General features: G+C 43.3%; 14 protein-coding genes. All 14 read left to right on the forward strand.

What is annotated here, in order from left to right:
- The first annotated feature begins 275 nt into the window (after positions 1-275).
- The 14 genes from BC659_RS09000 to BC659_RS09065 all read left to right on the forward strand — a co-directional run bounded on the left by BC659_RS09000 (position 276) and on the right by BC659_RS09065 (position 16731).
- Positions 276-1472, forward strand: a complete 1197-nt coding sequence (locus BC659_RS09000) for a c-type cytochrome (protein ID WP_246027106.1) — start codon at positions 276-278, stop codon at positions 1470-1472.
- A gap of 229 nt (positions 1473-1701) precedes the next feature.
- Positions 1702-4809, forward strand: coding sequence for a TAT-variant-translocated molybdopterin oxidoreductase (locus BC659_RS09005; RefSeq protein ID WP_133474383.1), 3108 nt, complete (start codon positions 1702-1704; stop codon positions 4807-4809).
- A 125-nt stretch (positions 4810-4934) separates the two neighbouring features.
- Entirely contained in the window at positions 4935-6377 is a 1443-nt protein-coding gene (nrfD, locus tag BC659_RS09010; protein ID WP_133474384.1) for an NrfD/PsrC family molybdoenzyme membrane anchor subunit, read from the forward strand.
- 158 nt (positions 6378-6535) lie between these two features.
- The gene (locus BC659_RS09015) at positions 6536-7126 is read left to right on the forward strand and encodes a DUF3341 domain-containing protein (RefSeq protein WP_133474385.1); all 591 of its coding nucleotides are present in this window, start codon (positions 6536-6538) and stop codon (positions 7124-7126) included.
- Between the two features lie 18 nt (positions 7127-7144).
- Entirely contained in the window at positions 7145-7768 is a 624-nt protein-coding gene (locus BC659_RS09020) for a c-type cytochrome (RefSeq protein WP_133474386.1), read from the forward strand.
- 57 nt (positions 7769-7825) lie between these two features.
- Positions 7826-9055, forward strand: coding sequence for a quinol:cytochrome C oxidoreductase (locus BC659_RS09025; protein WP_133474387.1), 1230 nt, complete (start codon positions 7826-7828; stop codon positions 9053-9055).
- Positions 9056-9190: 135 nt separating this feature from the next.
- Positions 9191-10270 carry a cytochrome c oxidase subunit II gene (locus BC659_RS09030; protein WP_133474388.1) on the forward strand — a complete coding sequence of 360 codons (1080 nt, stop codon included), beginning with the start codon at positions 9191-9193 and terminating at the stop codon, positions 10268-10270.
- A gap of 63 nt (positions 10271-10333) precedes the next feature.
- Positions 10334-12154 carry a cytochrome c oxidase subunit I gene (locus BC659_RS09035; RefSeq protein WP_133474389.1) on the forward strand — a complete coding sequence of 607 codons (1821 nt, stop codon included), beginning with the start codon at positions 10334-10336 and terminating at the stop codon, positions 12152-12154.
- Positions 12155-12389: 235 nt separating this feature from the next.
- The gene (cyoE, locus tag BC659_RS09040; RefSeq protein WP_133474390.1) at positions 12390-13289 is read left to right on the forward strand and encodes a heme o synthase; all 900 of its coding nucleotides are present in this window, start codon (positions 12390-12392) and stop codon (positions 13287-13289) included.
- A gap of 74 nt (positions 13290-13363) precedes the next feature.
- On the forward strand, positions 13364-13942 hold the full coding sequence (locus tag BC659_RS09045) for a cytochrome c oxidase subunit 3 (RefSeq protein ID WP_246027107.1): 579 nt from the start codon (positions 13364-13366) through the stop codon (positions 13940-13942).
- 77 nt (positions 13943-14019) lie between these two features.
- Positions 14020-14700 carry a cytochrome c oxidase subunit 3 gene (locus BC659_RS09050; RefSeq protein ID WP_133474391.1) on the forward strand — a complete coding sequence of 227 codons (681 nt, stop codon included), beginning with the start codon at positions 14020-14022 and terminating at the stop codon, positions 14698-14700.
- Positions 14701-14732: 32 nt separating this feature from the next.
- Positions 14733-15203 (forward strand): cytochrome C oxidase subunit IV family protein, encoded by a 471-nt coding sequence (locus BC659_RS09055; RefSeq protein ID WP_133474392.1) that lies wholly within the window; start codon positions 14733-14735, stop codon positions 15201-15203.
- Positions 15204-15280: 77 nt separating this feature from the next.
- Positions 15281-16093 carry an SCO family protein gene (locus BC659_RS09060; protein ID WP_133474393.1) on the forward strand — a complete coding sequence of 271 codons (813 nt, stop codon included), beginning with the start codon at positions 15281-15283 and terminating at the stop codon, positions 16091-16093.
- A 53-nt stretch (positions 16094-16146) separates the two neighbouring features.
- Positions 16147-16731, forward strand: coding sequence for a DUF420 domain-containing protein (locus tag BC659_RS09065; protein ID WP_133474394.1), 585 nt, complete (start codon positions 16147-16149; stop codon positions 16729-16731).
- The last annotated feature ends 76 nt before the right edge of the window (positions 16732-16807 follow it).

Raw genomic sequence — 16807 nt, forward strand, 5'->3', positions numbered from 1 at the left:
AGCTCAATTTTAGGTAATTGGAATTCATGCAATGAATTTGTTTAAAAACCATGACATTCGTCATGTTCAGTATTCATCAATCCGCTGAAACTCAGGCCAGATAAGGATAAAAAAAATTACACAAGGTTTGGTTTATGTCAGCATCGTGTCATATTTTTGCAGCCGTTCACGGATATTTTTCCACACCAAGAACCACGTTTGTGTATATGATATCTTTTAGACGCATAACCAAGACCTGTCTGCTCAGCGCACTCCTCTTCTTGGGTTTTTCAACAGTGAATACAGTGTCCGCACAAGACGGTAAAGCGCTCTTTACAACGAATTGTGCCTCCTGTCACCAGGTACATAAAGCCTCTACCGGTCCTGCCCTTGCGGGTGTTGAGGACCGTTGGCCCAATAAAGCCAATCTCTATTCCTGGATCAGGAACAGCTCCGCTTTCCTGAAAACAGGTGATAAGTATGCAAACGACCTGTACGTTCAATACAATAAGGTTGCGATGAACCAGTTTCCGAATCTGACAGACGACGAAATCGGCGCCATCCTTAAATATATCAACTCTGTGCCTGCCCCAGGTACTGGTGCTGCCGCAGGTGCAGCTGCAGGTGATCCAAACGCCGCTGCTGCTTCTGAAAGCGACAATACTTTATTATTTGGTATCCTCACCCTGATCCTGGCTGTTGTGGCCCTGATTTTGTTACAGGTGAATGCCAACCTGAAAAAACTGGCTGATGAGCGTGAAGGTCATGCTGCGGTTGAGCCGGTTCCTTTCTGGAGAAACAAGAGTTATATCGCCATGATTACCGTGGTACTGTTTGTAGTAGGTGGTTACCTTACTTCAAAAGGTGCCATGGGACTGGGCAGAAGCAAAGACTATCAGCCGGAACAACCTATCTACTATTCTCACAAAGTACACGCTGGTATTAACCAGATCAACTGTCAGTATTGCCATACCGGTGTTTACCAGGGCAAGCAGGCTACCATTCCATCTGTGAATGTGTGTATGAACTGTCACATGTCGATCAATGAGTACAACGGCGAAAAAATGTACAATGAAGCAGGTGAAGAAGTGAACGGTACAGCAGAAATTCAGAAATTATACAAATATGCAGGTTTTGAGCCAGGTAAACCGTGGGATCCTTCCAAGGCAAAACCCATTGAGTGGGTTCGCATCCACAACCTGCCTGATCACGTTTACTTTAACCACTCACAGCACGTAAAAGCAGGACAGGTGGCATGTCAGACCTGTCATGGTGAAATCCAGAAAATGGGTGAAGTAAAACAGTTCAGCGACCTGAGCATGGGATGGTGTATCAACTGTCACCGCGAAACACAGGTGCAGTTCAAAGACAATGGTTTCTATAGTATTTACGAGAAATACCACCAGGACCTGAAGAGCGGTAAAATGGATAGCACAAAAGGTGTTACTGTTGAAGCGATTGGCGGCACTGAGTGTCAGAAATGCCATTATTAATTTGAAAATTAGGCAATTTGAAAATTTGAAAATGAAGCAGGTTCAGATTTTCAAAACCTTCGGTTTTTAAAATTGATAATGTTTACCAGAATAATTAGAAAAGAAGATTGTGGCTTGAAAATTTTTAAGTTCACAAATTTTCAAATTCACATAGTAACGAAAAGGAATTTGAGGAAGCGGATACCATCATTTCCAAATTTTCAAATTTTCAAATTTTCAAATTAACAAGATGGAAAAAAAGTACTGGCAAAGTTTTGGAGAGCTGAATCAGTCTGAGGCTTACAATAAAGAGGTTAAAGACGAGTTTAAGGAAGAACTGCCTTTTGTAGCCGATGAAAGCAAAAGTTTCATGGAAACAGCTGCTCCCCGCAGAGACTTTCTGAAATACCTGGGCTTTAGCACAGCGGCAGCTGCGGTTGCGGCTAGTTGTGAAATGCCGGTAAAGAAAGCCATTCCATTTGCCAATAAGCCTGAAGATATTGTTCCCGGTATTTCCAATTACTATGCTACCACCTATGTACAGGATGGTGATGTAGTAAGTGTACTGGCGAAAGTACGTGATGGCCGTCCCATTAAAATTGAAGGTAACGACCTGAGCCCGATTACAAAAGGTGGTACATCTGCCCGCGTACAGGCTTCTGTGTTGGATTTATATGATACTGCCCGCTTACGTTTCCCTACCATCGATGGTAAGGAAGTAACTTTTGAGGCAGTAGACAAAGCTGTGGCAGCAGGTATCGGTGGTAATGTGGTAATTCTTACCAGTACCCTTACATCACCTTCTACCAAAGCTGTAGTAGCTGAGTTTCTGGCCAAATACCCAGGTAGTCGCCACGTAACTTACGATGCTGTTTCTTACAGTGCTATGTTACTGGCCAATGAAGCTACTTACGGTGTACGTGGTATTCCTTCTTATCATTTCGAAAACGCAAAAGCCATAGTAAGCCTGGGTGCCGATTTCCTCGGAACCTGGTTGAGCCCTGTTGAATTTGCGAAACAATATGCTGCCGGTAAAAAAATCGATGAGAAGAACCCAAGCATGAGCAAGCACATTCATTTCGAATCTGTAGCTTCTCTTACCGGTTCTAATGCCGATGAAAAATACCTGCACCGCCCATCTGAAACCGCTGCTGTTGCCGCTGCTTTATTAAGCGCTGTAAACGGACAGGGTGTAAGTGGCATCAGCGATGCAAAACTGAAAGCCGGTATTGAAAAAGCTGCAAAAGCATTGAATGAAAATAAAGGTGCTGCACTGGTAGTAGCAGGTAGCAATGATGTGAATGTACAGATCATTGTAAATGCTATTAACAACGCTGTTGGTGCCGGTGGATCTACTATTAACTGGGGTGTGTTAGATAACCAACGTGCGGGTGTGGACGCTGATTTTGCGAAACTGGTAGACGACATGAATGCAGGTGCGGTGAACACCCTCCTGATTTATGGTGCTAACCCTGCTTATACCTGGTATGATGCCGATAAGTTTAAAGCAGGTCTGAAAAAAGTAAAAACAAGCGTTTCTTTTGCTACCAAAGTAGATGAAACGGCTGAACTCTGTAAGATTGTAGCTCCTGATCATCACTACCTCGAAAGCTGGGGTGATGCAGAAGCAAAAACAGGACATTTCTCTTTCATTCAACCTACCATCTATCCTTTATTCAAAACACGTCAGTGGCAGGATAGCCTGTTGAAATGGAGTGGTAATACCAATGATTACCTCGCTTACCTGAAAAATTTCTGGAGCGCAAAACTGGGCGGACAAACCGGTTGGGATAAAGCCCTGCAGGATGGTGTGATCAGCCTCGGCGAATCAGCTACCAAACCCGGAACCTTTAATGGTGCAGCGGTAGGTGCTGCTGTAGCTGCTGCTGCTTCAGGTAAAAAAGGTGGAAAATATGAACTGGTACTCTATGAAAAAGTAGGTATCGGTGCGGGTCAGGGTGCTGCTAACCCATGGTTACAGGAATTACCAGATCCGGTGACTCGTGCTACATGGGATAACTATGTAATTGTATCGCCTGCACTGGCAAGAACCATTTTGGATATTGACCTGAACAATGGTGGTCAGGCAGATGCTTATGAAGTAAATCCGCCAAAGAAAGTGGTGAAAGTTACCGCTAACGGTAAAGAAATTTCACTGCCTGTATTGATCATCCCCGGTACACATCCTGATACCATCGGTATCGCTGTAGGATATGGCCGTAGCAATAACCTGGGTAAAGCTGCTGAAGGTGTAGGTAAAAATGCTTTCCCGCTGGCTACCCTCAGCAATGGTGTAGTAAGCTTTAACAACAGCAGTGTTGAGATTGCTGTAACAGGTGAAAAATATCCTGTAGCCTTAACACAAACACATAACCGTTACGATACCACACAGGGTAACCGTACCGAGGTAATGAAAGAACTGACACTGGCCGACTATAAAAAACATCCCACTGAAATACGCGATGAGCGTGACCATGAATTGAAACCTTGGGGTGGTCTGGAGAAATTTGAGAGCCAGGGCACCATCTATCCTGTGTACGACAGACCAGGCATTAAATGGGGCATGAGTGTGGATCTGAACACCTGTACCGGTTGTGGCGCCTGTGTAGTGGCTTGTAATGCTGAGAACAACGTATCGGTTGTAGGTAAGCCTGAAGTACTGCGTGGTCATGAAATGCACTGGTTACGTATCGACCGCTACTACAGTGGCGATATGGATAACCCGAATGTAGTGTTCCAGCCACTGATGTGTCAGCATTGCGATAACGCTCCTTGTGAAAACGTTTGTCCGGTAGCTGCTACCAACCACAGTTCAGAAGGTATTAACCAGATGACTTATAACCGTTGTATCGGTACAAGATATTGTGCGAACAACTGTCCATATAAAGTACGTCGCTTTAACTGGGCTGATTATACAGGATCAGACAGCTTCCCGAATAACCAGGTAGGTGAAGTAAATGATGTGGTACTGAACATGAATGATGATCTTACCCGCATGGTACTGAATCCGGATGTAACCGTTCGTTCACGTGGTGTGATTGAAAAATGTTCATTCTGCGTACAGCGTTTACAGGAAAGCAAACTGAAAGCGAAGAAAGACAGCAGACCATTGGTAGACAGCGATATCAAAGTAGCATGTCAGCAGGCATGTCCTACCAACGCCATCACTTTTGGTAATGCCAATGATAAGCACAGTGCCATCACCATGGTAAGAACAGAGAATCCGAACCGCCAGTTCTACGTGCTGGAGCAACTACACGTATTACCAGGTGTTACTTACTTAGCCAAAGTGCGTAACACAGAATCGGCGCATGGTGAAGAGAAGCATGAGGCGAAAAAAGAAGCAGAACACGCTTAAAGTGAGTAGTGAGTAGTCAGTAGTGAGCAGATCAAATACTCACTACTGACTACTCACTACTCACCAAAAAGATCTAAAATAACTATGGACCATTACCGATGGCCCATGGACCAAAAAAAGACCAGATGCATTTAAAGTACGAATCACAGCTCAGGGAACCGTTGGTGTACGGTGATAAGAATTACCATCAGGTAACCGAAGACATCGTAAGACCTATCGAAGCCAAGCCAACCAAATTGTGGTATATCGGCTTCTATATTTCTGTTGCCCTATTGTTGTTTGGTGTGTATAGCGTTTACCGTGAGGTTACTTACGGTATTGGCCAGTGGAACCTGAACAAAACCATCGGTTGGGGTTGGGACATCACCAACTTCGTATGGTGGGTAGGTATTGGTCACGCAGGTACGCTGATTTCAGCGATCCTTTTGCTGTTCCGTCAGGGATGGAGAACCGGTGTAAACCGTGCAGCTGAAGCCATGACCATCTTCGCGGTAATGTGTGCGGGTCAGTTCCCGATCTTCCACATGGGTCGTGTATGGATGGCTTTCTTCGTACTTCCTTATCCTAATACACGTGGTCCATTATGGGTAAACTTTAACTCACCTCTGTTGTGGGACGTATTTGCGATCTCAACTTATTTTACGGTATCTCTTTTATTCTGGTACTCTGGTCTGATTCCTGACTTTGCAACGGTTCGTGACCGTGCATTCACCAAACTGCGTAAGCGTTTATACGGTATTGCATCTTTTGGCTGGACAGGTTCTACCAAACACTGGCAGCGTCATGAAAGTCTTTCACTGGTACTGGCTGGTTTGAGTACACCACTCGTACTTTCTGTACATACCATTGTATCCTTCGACTTCGCCACATCCGTAATACCTGGATGGCATACCACGATCTTCCCGCCATATTTCGTTGCGGGTGCGATCTTCTCCGGTTTTGCCATGGTACAAACCCTGATGGTGATTGTTCGTAAAGTATTCGGTATGGAAGATTACATTACGATGGGGCACATTGAGGCGATGAATAAAGTAATTGTATTAACAGGTTCTATTGTGGGTGTAGCCTACCTTACTGAGTTATTCATGGGATGGTACAGCCAGAACAAATATGAAGGTTATACCTTCTGGTACAGCCGTGCTTACCTGTTCAGTCCATATGGCTGGAGCTACTGGGGTATGATGGCTTGTAACGTACTGAGCCCGCAGATTTTCTGGTTCCGCAAAATGAGAAGAAACCTGTTCGTAACCTTCTTCATGAGTATTATCGTGAATATTGGTATGTGGTTCGAGCGTTTCGTAATCATCGTTACCTCACTGTACCGCGATTACCTTCCTTCCAGCTGGTCTGTATACTACAGCCCAACTATCTGGGAAATCGGTTTCTATGCAGGAACATTCGGTTTATTCTTTACCTGCTTCTTCCTCTTCGCAAAATACTTCCCTGTAATTGCGATAGCAGAGATTAAGTATGTACTGAAAACAACCGGTGAAGGCTATAAAAATAAAATGGGCAATATCGAAGAGCAGAAACTCGAAGAGTTTGTTCATGAGCAGGCACACCATTGATAATGTGTCAATTTGAAAATTTGAAAATTTGAAAATGATGATTTGATAGTTTGTTAATTGAATAGTTTGAATCCTGAAAAGCGAAGCCTTACTTCTTCCATTTTCAAATTTTCAAATTTTCAAATTTTCAAATTTTCAAATTGTCTAATTAAATAAACATGGCAAAAAAGAAATTCGTAGTAGGCTGTTTTGATGATGAAGCAGTATTGTTTCCTGCGGTGAAGAAAGTTCGTACGTCGGGATACAAGATTCATGATGTGTATACGCCATTTGCGGTACATGGTCTGGATCATGCACTGGGTTTGAGGGAAACCAGTTTGCATACTGCCGGCTTTATCTATGGTATCACAGGTACCACTACAGCACTCAGTTGCATCAGCTGGATCTTTACCCGCGACTGGCCTTTGAACATTGGTGGTAAACCACACTTTGCATTACCTGCATGGGTACCCATCATGTTCGAGTTAACAGTACTGTTTGCAGCGGTAGGTATGGTACTTACTTTCTGCTACCTCTGCCAGCTGGCTCCATTTGTGAAAAAACATCATTTCCATGCACGCGCTACAGACGATCTGTTTGTAATGGTGATAGAGTGTACCGATAAAACCAATGTAGATGACCTGAAAGCTTTCCTGAGCAGCAATGGTGCTGTTGAAACCGATGTGCAGGTGGCAGAAGAAGGTTGGTGGTTAGGTCGTTACGACAAAGACGAAATGATGTTTGAAAACAAAGAAATCGTTGCTGCTTAATTTTTGAATACTAAGAAGATGAAGAAATTACTGATCATAGCTGTTGCCGCCACTGCTACCACCATTGTAGCCTGTAGCGATGTAAAGCGTACACCAGGTACCATCTATATGCCTGATATGGCCACCAGCCGTGCCTACGAATCTTATGCAGATCATAGCAATCTGACAGAAAAAGGTATTCACTATACGGCTATGCCCGTGGAAGGAACCATCGCGAGAGGTTCTGAAATGCCTTTCCATATTGCCAAAGATGCACCCGGCGATACGACCAATTACTATGCATCGCGTGCAGTGGCCAATCCGATCGATTCAATGACGGAAACAGAAACCAAAGAAGCGGAACGTTTATACCAGATTAACTGTGGTATCTGCCATGGTAATAAACTGGATGGTAACGGACCACTGTATAAAGGTGGGGAAGGTCCATACGCTGCAAAACCTGCTACACTGGTAGGTGATGCGAAATATGAGTCGATGCCTGAAGGACAAATGTTTTATTCTGTGGCTTACGGTAAAAACATGATGGGTTCTTATGCGTCACAATTAAGCCGCAAACAGCGTTGGATGGTGATTAAGTATATCAAGGGCAAACAAAAAGAAGCAAAAGCAAATGCTGCTCCGGCTGCACCTGCTGCAAAATAAACATAGTATTAAATCCCAGCTCCGGGCTTTGCTCCGGAAAAGATTAAAAGAATAAAAATGGCATCTATCAAAACGCAATTTGAAATACCCGGTAAAATGAAGACATGGTCCTATGCCCTTATTGGTGTGGGTCTGGTTGCACTGGTGGCAGGTCTTGTTATCAAGGGTTTTAGCGCCGATGAACATGAGCAGACTCAGTTCTGGGGTACACTGATGTATAACACCATTTTCTGGACACTGATCTGTAATGCCAGTATGTTCTTTATCTGCGTTACTACACTGGCCATGGGCGGCTGGCAGCAATCTTTCCGCCGTATCCCTGAAGCCATTTCTACCATGGTGCCTATTTTCGGTGCCATCACTTTTGCCGTTTTGATTTATGTAGTAGCAGGTCATAAACACCATATCTACCATTGGTTAGATAGTGAAGCTGTTGCCAATGATCCGATCTTAAAAGGAAAAGCAGGCTTCCTGAATCCAGTATTCTTCATTGTATGGACCACCCTCACCATTGGTTTGTGGAGCATACTCGGATGGAGAATGCGTCAGTTAAGCAGTGAAGCAGATGAAGCACCAATGGACGCAGAAAAAGGTGCCAGCTTTATCTGGAGAAATACCATCCGCGCAGCCTTATTTACTGTATGGTTTGCCTTAACCGTAGGTTCAACCATTCCATGGTTATGGATGATGAGTATCGACGCACACTGGTATTCTACCATGTACAGCTGGTACACATTTGCAAGCTCATTCGTTTCAGGTATGTCGTTGGTGGCATTGTGGGTTATTTATCTTAAGAACAAAGGTTATCTTGAACTTACTTCTCAGGAGCACCTGCACGATATTGGTAAATTCATGTTTGCGTTTTCTATCTTCTGGACCTATCTGTGGTTCTCTCAGTATATGCTGATCTGGTACGCAAACATTCCGGAAGAAACTGTATACTTTAAACACAGGGTACAGGGGCCATACAAAGGCATCTTCTTCCTGAACCTGATCATCAACTTTTTGTGTCCTTTGTTGATCCTGATGAAGCGTTCAGCCAAGAGAAATTACACATTGATAACTTTTATGGCAGTATTAATCATCTTTGGGCATTGGATTGATTTTTACCAGATGGTAATGGGCAGTCTGTCGAAAGAACATGTAACCCTCGGATGGCTCGACTTCGGTATCCTGAGCTTGTTTGTAGGTATGATGATACTGGGTGTAGGTAAAGCGCTGACAAAAAAACCATTGGTTCCGAAATATCATCCTTTCCTGAAAGAGAGTGTGATACACCAGGTATAGATGTTAATTTGAAAATTTGAAAATTTGGAAATTTGAAAATTATAGAGTTGGAGAAAATTTAGAAAATAGCAAACAAAAGCATTTTCAAATTTTCAAATTCTCAAATTTTCAAATTGATTAAATACTGATAGCATTATGACAATGTTTTTAACCATAGCCGTAATTGTACTGATTTTTGTAGTGATATTTCAGATCGCTAAAGCGAGTGAATATGTATCGGTACTGAAAGGAGAAGAAGTAAGCCGTAAACAAAACAACAAGATTAACGGATTTCTGATGATCGGATTCCTGGTGTTGGGCCTGTTTGGTGTATGGTACTGTAATGAACTGTACTACGGAAAAACACTGCTCGTTCATGATGCAGCCAGTGTAGAGGGTGCACGTGTTGATTCTATGTTGTGGGTAACACTCGCTGTTACCGGTATCGTGTTTATTCTTACACAGATCGTTTTATTCTGGTTTGCCTATAAATACCAGGAGAGTGAGAACCGTAAAGTATTCTTCTTCCCACATAACAATAAACTGGAAGTTATCTGGACTGTTATTCCTGCCATTGCATTAACTGTACTGGTAGTAATTGGTTTGCGTAACTGGTTCCTGTTTACAGGGGAACCTCCACAGAATGCAATGGTGGTAGAAGTTACCGGTAAGCAGTTTGGCTGGATTTACCGTTATCCCGGAAAAGATGGTTCTTTTGGTAAGAAGTATTATAAAAATATTGACAACGCATCTAACAGCCTTGGTTTAATCTGGGACGATAAATTGGGTCATGACGATGTGGTAATGGAGCAGACCATGTACCTCGTAAAAGGTAAGCCCGTTAAATTGATCATCGGATCAAGAGACGTTATCCATGATGTGGGTCTGGTGCATTTCCGTATGAAAATGGATGCAGTACCAGGTATTCCTACTACCATGTGGTTTACGCCAAAATATACCACTAAGGAGATGAAGGAAATCACCGGCAACCCTAACTTCCAGTACGAAATCAGCTGCGATCAGATGTGCGGTAATGGTCACTACTCTATGAAAGGTGTCATTGAAGTGGTAGATCAGGAAGAGTTTGATGCCTGGATGGTAAAACAAAAACCTTATTATGTTCAGCAGTTCCCTGAGAAAGATCCTGCTGCACCCAAAGCGGTTGCTGATACAGCTGCCAAAACAGCTTCAGTAAAACCTGTTGAAGCAGCAAAGAAAGCAGTAGCCAAAATGTAAAACATTGTGCAACCGAAATACGAAGCGGTTGTTATCATTGATAGAAATTTTTAAAAGAAGATTATGAGTAACGAAGCAGTAGTGCATGCACATGGAGCAGTGGCCACACATGAGGGTCATGGCGATCATCATCATGAGCATCATCATCATGAGACTTTTATTACGAAGTATGTATTTAGTCAGGATCATAAAATGATCGCCAAACAGTTCCTGATCACCGGTATGGTGTGGGCTGTGTTGGGTGGTCTGATGAGCGTACTCTTCCGTTTACAACTGGGTTATCCGGATGCTACTTTCCCATGGCTGGAAGATATTCTGGGCAAATGGGCAAAAGGTGGCCGTATTACACAGGAAGCTTATTACGCGCTCGTTACCACACACGGTACTGTACTCGTATTCTTCGTATTAACAGCGGGTTTGAGCGGTACATTCGCCAACTTTCTGATTCCTTTGCAGGTAGGTGCACGTGATATGGCATCTCCTTTCATGAATATGCTGAGCTACTGGTTCTTCTTTGCAGCCAGTATCGTGATGCTGTCTTCTATGTTTGTGGAAACAGGTCCCTTCAGCGGTGGCTGGACAGCCTATCCTCCTTTAAGTGCCCTTGGTGATGCATCACCGGGTTCTAAAACCGGTATGGATATGTGGCTGATATCAATGGCATTGTTCGTGGTATCATCTCTCTTAGGTGGTCTGAACTATATTGCTACTGTACTCAACATGCGTACAAAAGGTATGAGCATGACCCGTTTGCCATTAACCATCTGGGCTCTGTTCTTTACCGCTGTACTGGGTGTATTATCATTCCCTGTACTCTTCTCTGGTTTCATCCTGTTGATTTTCGACAGAAACTTCGGAACCAGTTTTTACCTGTCAGATATCTTTATTAACGGCGTAGGTGCATTACCTAATGAAGGTGGTAGCGCCATCCTGTACCAGCACTTATTCTGGTTCCTCGGTCACCCTGAAGTATATATCATTCTGTTACCAGCCATGGGTATGGTATCTGAAATATTATCTGTGAACTCACGTAAACCTATCTTCGGTTATATGGCCATGATTGGTTCACTGTTTGCGATTGCGATCCTTGCCTTCCTCGTATGGGCGCACCACATGTTTGTAACAGGATTGAATCCTTTCTTAGGTTCCATCTTCGTATTACTTACCCTGTTGATTGCCGTTCCATCAGCTATCAAAGTATTTAACTGGTTAACTACTTTATGGAGAGGTAATATCCGCTTTACACCAGGTATGCTCTTCGCTATCGGTTTTGTAAGCTTATTTATCTCCGGTGGTTTAACAGGTATCTGGCTGGGTAACTCGGCACTGGATATTCACCTGCATGATACTTATTTCGTAATTGCGCACTTCCATATTGTAATGGGTGTGGCATCTATGTTCGGTATGTTTGCCGGTATTTACCACTGGTTCCCTAAAATGTATGGCAAGTACCTCAACAATACCATGGGCTATATCCACTTCTGGGTAACCCTGGCAGGTGCTTACCTCATTTTCTGGCCTATGCACTATGAAGGTCTGGCCGGTATGCCACGTCGTTACTACGATTATAGCATCTGGGAAAGCTTTAAACAGTTCGTAGAACTGAACAGATTCATCAGTACTGTAGCAATGATTGTATTTGCTGTACAGTTACTGTTCCTGTTTAACTTCTTCTACTCTATTTTCAAAGGTAGAAAAGTTACATCGCTCAATCCATGGGGTGCTACCACACTGGAGTGGACCACACCCATCAATCCGGGTCATGGTAACTGGGTAGGTGAAATTCCTGAAGTACACCGTTGGGCATATGATTACGGTAAAGATGGTAAGGAGTTTATTGCACAAACGACACCGGTGGGAGCAGATGAAAGTGAACATCATTAATTGATGAAAACGCCTGTATTACCGGCAACGGCTACAGGATACAGATACAGTCAATGCTCCCGTTCAGCGGGAGCATTGTTTTTAGACTTGGAAATAGAGGATAGAAAAAATAAGGCCTGCCCTGAGTTAGCCCGCCCTGCGCGTAGTCGAAGGGTAGTCGAAGGGAATAAGAAATAGGAAATAAAGAATATGTAAGGGATTAGGGTTTTGATATTGTGCAGACTAATCAGATTGAATGACAGCAGAAACAAATGAATCAGCATCGTTTTCGGTAGCGGCCAAAGTGAAAGATTACTTTCAGCTCATCAAATTTACGTTGAGCTTTACAGTGGTTTTTTCCTGTGTGGTTTGTTATCTGCTGGCACCCAAAGTAGTGGAGTACGATCTGGGCATGATCATAGTTCTTTTTATTGCGGGTATGCTGGTAACAGGCAGTGCCAATGCCATTAACCAGGCAGTAGAAAAAGATACCGATGCCATGATGAAGAGAACCGGAAAAAGACCGGTAGCCAATGGCAGAATGAAACAACAGGAAGCCTATGTATTTGCATTGATTGCGGGTATACTGGGCGTGGTAATGATGTGGTATTTTTTCAATCTTTCATCGGCCCTGTTATCGGCATTCAGCCTGTTTCTTTATGCGTATATCTATACGCCTTTGAAGAAGATTAATTCCATTGCTGTACTGGTAGGTGCTTTTCCGGGTGCCTTACCTTGTTTAATAGGATGGGTGGCAGGTAATGATGATTTCAGTGCGGGGGGATGGATTTTATTCGGCATACAGTTTCTCTGGCAGTTCCCCCATTTCTGGGCCATTGCCTGGGTAGCTCACAGTGATTACAGTAAGGCCGGATTTAAATTGTTACCATCCGATCTGGGGCCAACAAAGTTTACCGCCCTACAAGCCGTGATGTATTCGGTGTTGATGATTCCGGTAGGTATTTTGCCTTATTATTTCGGATTAACCGGCGAAACCAGTATGTGGATCCTGATAGCAGCCAATATCGCTATGGTGATCCAAAGCCTGCGTCTGTACCGCGATATGGACGTAAAAGCAGCAAGAAGAGTGATGTTCAGCAGTTATATCTATTTACCGATTGTATTGCTGGCATTATTGGCAGATAAAATTAAGTGAGTAGTCAGTAGTGAGTAAGGAAAAACACTCACTACTGACTACTCACTGCTCACTATACAACAAAACAAATCGAGATGATGACAAGTGTGCAGACCAATGAACCGAAACGTATTCACCCCCATAAATTTACCATGTGGGTGGCCATGGGTAGTATTGTAATGGCATTCGCCGGTTTAACGAGTGCCTATATTGTAAAAAAGAACCAGAGCAGCTGGCTTGAGTTCGATTTACCCGTTGTATTCTGGTATTCCACAGCCGTAATACTCATCAGCAGTGTAACCATGCACCTGGCAACCAAAGCCTTTAAGGCAAGGGAAATGGGGCGTTACCGGACGCTTATGACCGTTACAGCTGCATTGGGTGTATTGTTTATTGTATTACAATACCTCGGCTTTGTAAATCTGGAAGCCAACAATATAGCACTGGTAGGTGCTAAAAGTAATTCGGCAGCATCTTTTCTGCTGGTGATTACCGGTTTGCATATGGTACACGTTCTGGGTGGTGTTATTGCATTACTGGTGATGTTTATACGTGCATACAGCAGCAAAACAAAGACCTATAGCAGTGTTCCGGTAGAAGTAGCGGGCACATACTGGCACTTTGTGGATGTGCTTTGGATATATCTTTTCATCTTTTATAACTGGATCGGATAGTTCAAGAAAAAGTTCGCATTTATGCAGCTTTTTTGAACAACAGCCAATATTTTTGTAACGAAATTTTTAGAACGATCATGGCAACGACAACAACTGCAACAACAACCAAACTGTGGGGTGGCGGAAAGAGTCCCTTCAATGTAGAGTACGGCAAATTAATGATGTGGTACTTCCTCATGAGTGATGCCTTCACATTTGGTGCATTCCTGATCTCATACGGTACCATCCGTTTCTCAACCAATGGATGGCCTGACCCCAATGAGGTTTTCAAAAGCTTCCCTTTTGCTCCGGAAGGTGTAAACGCACCGTTGGTGTTCGTAAGTATCATGACCTTCATCCTCATCATCAGCTCTGTAACCATGGTACTGGCGGTACATGCCGGTCATAACATGGATAAAAAAGGTGTGGTAAAAAACCTGATCTGGACCATTATCGGTGGTCTTGCCTTCTTAGGTTGCCAGGCATGGGAGTGGACACATTTACACCACGAAGGTGCATGGTGGGGTAGCAACCCTTTCCTGAATGCTGACGGAACGGCTTCGTCTACCAACTTTACCAATTACTTCTTTACCATCACCGGTTTCCATGGCTTCCATGTATTTTCCGGCGTCATCATCAATATCGTAATGCTGATTATGACACTGATGGATAAGTTTGAGCAGCGCGGACATTACCTGATGATCGAAAAAGCCGGTTTGTACTGGCACTTTGTAGACCTGGTATGGGTATTCGTATTCACCTGTTTTTACCTGGTTTAATCAACATTCATTCACTTAATTAAGATATTGATATGTCACATACAGTAGGTCACGAAGAAACACATGGCGGCGGTACCGGAGAAATTAAAAAAGTAACCATCATCCTTTCTGTATTAACCATCATTGAACTCGTACTGGGTTTCTGGATGATTGGTATGGAAAGCGAAGGATTGCGTCTGGCCATTAAAGGCGCCATCATCATCCTGATGTTAGCCAAAGCATTTTATATCGTAGGTTATTTCATGCACCTTAAACATGAAATCAAAAACCTGATCATGACCATCGTGGTGCCTCTGGCATTATTTATCTGGTTCATCATCGCCTTTCTGTCTGATGGTAACTCTTTCAGAAACCTGCGCAATACTTACGATCCTTATTTCAAGGAACAAAGTACCATTAAGGTAGAGAAGAAAGAACATGGTGGTTCTCATGGTGCAGCAGCTGGTGCACATGCAGATACAACACAGCATGAAACCAAAGAAGCGGTGGAAACCAAACACTAAGATCTAACCAGTCTGAAATAATATTGTAACCGGAAACCATCGCTTATGTGGCGATGGTTTTTTTATACCCTCCGAATATGAACAAGAAAGCGATACTGGGTTTAATGGTGGCCGTTTTTATTCCGGTGTTCTGTTACCTCATTCTCAAATATTCCAGCGAAAATGCGGTAGATATGCCGCGTAAATACCTGTTGGATACGGTGGTAACACGTGTAGAGAAAGGTAAAATGATCACCGATAGCATCTGGCATAAAACCGCCAATATTCGCCTGCAGAACCAGTTGGGCGACACGGTGAGCCTTTACGATAAGCAGGGGAAAATTATGGTGGTTGATTTCTTCTTTACCAGTTGCAGAAGCATATGCCCCGGACTCACCAGAAATATGGCAAAATTGCAGCAATCGTTTCTGAGGGGGGGCGATATCAGAAAGAAAGTAGACACTTCCATCGTACAGTTTGTATCCTTCACGGTAGATCCTGAACATGATTCTGTAAACGTGATAAAAGACTATGCCGACCGCTTTGGTGTAAATCACGATAACTGGTGGATGCTCACCGGCAACAAAGATTCTATTTACCGTTTTGCCTTCGAAGAGCTGAAAGTAGATAAGTTCAGTGAAGAACCTATGAGTCCAGATTTTGTGCATACCACCCGTTTTGTACTGCTCGATAAAGATCGTTATGTACGTGGCTATTACAATGGGCTCGACTCTTCATCACTCTCCAAACTGGCTAGAGATATTGGTTTGCTGATGCTGGAAAAAGATGCGAAAAAGAAAAGTACCGTATTCATGCAGATCATTGACCTGAGCTGGCTATGGCTCATCATTGTAATGCTGGTTATATTCTTTGTATTATACATGCGCAAACGCAGAAAAATAAACGGATAGTAAAACCATTCTGTATATTTCTGTGTTCTTTGTGGCAATAAATTGAAACAAACATGCTTCAACCCTCACTCCCCAAAAACGATAAACAGGCCCGCTGGCTTATAGCTATTTTTTCTGTGGTAGTTTTTACGGCCGTAGTAATACTCGGAAAAGTTAAGCTCGAGGTAGATGTAAATTTCGATGTACATATTTTCGCCACCATCAATGCCTTTATCAATGCAACCATTGCTTTGTTACTGGTAGCAGCACTGGTAATGGTAAAACAAAAAAAATACCTGGCACATAAAAGATTGATGATGGCTGCTTTATTGCTATCCATCGCTTTTCTTGTATCTTATATACTACATCACCTGCTCGCCGGTGAAGCGAAGTTTGGCGACAGTGATCATGACGGAATCGTGAGTGAAGCTGAGAAACTGGCAGTGGGCGGCATGCGTATGGTATATTTCATCATTCTCATTACCCATATTTTCCTGGCGGCCATTATTCTGCCTTTTATCTTATTTACCGCCTACCGTGGCCTAACAGGTGAATATGCCCGACACCGGAAAATTGCCAAAATAACCTGGCCACTCTGGTTCTATGTAGCCGTTACAGGGCCGGTTGTGTACTTTATGATCAGTCCGTACTATTCGTAATTTGGAAATTTGGAAATGTGCTAATTTGGAAATGATGATAGCTTTCATTTTCAAATTAGCATTCCGCCTCAGGTGG

Origin of the sequence: Sediminibacterium goheungense (genome assembly GCF_004361915.1) — a bacterium.
Classification (GTDB): domain Bacteria; phylum Bacteroidota; class Bacteroidia; order Chitinophagales; family Chitinophagaceae; genus Sediminibacterium; species Sediminibacterium goheungense.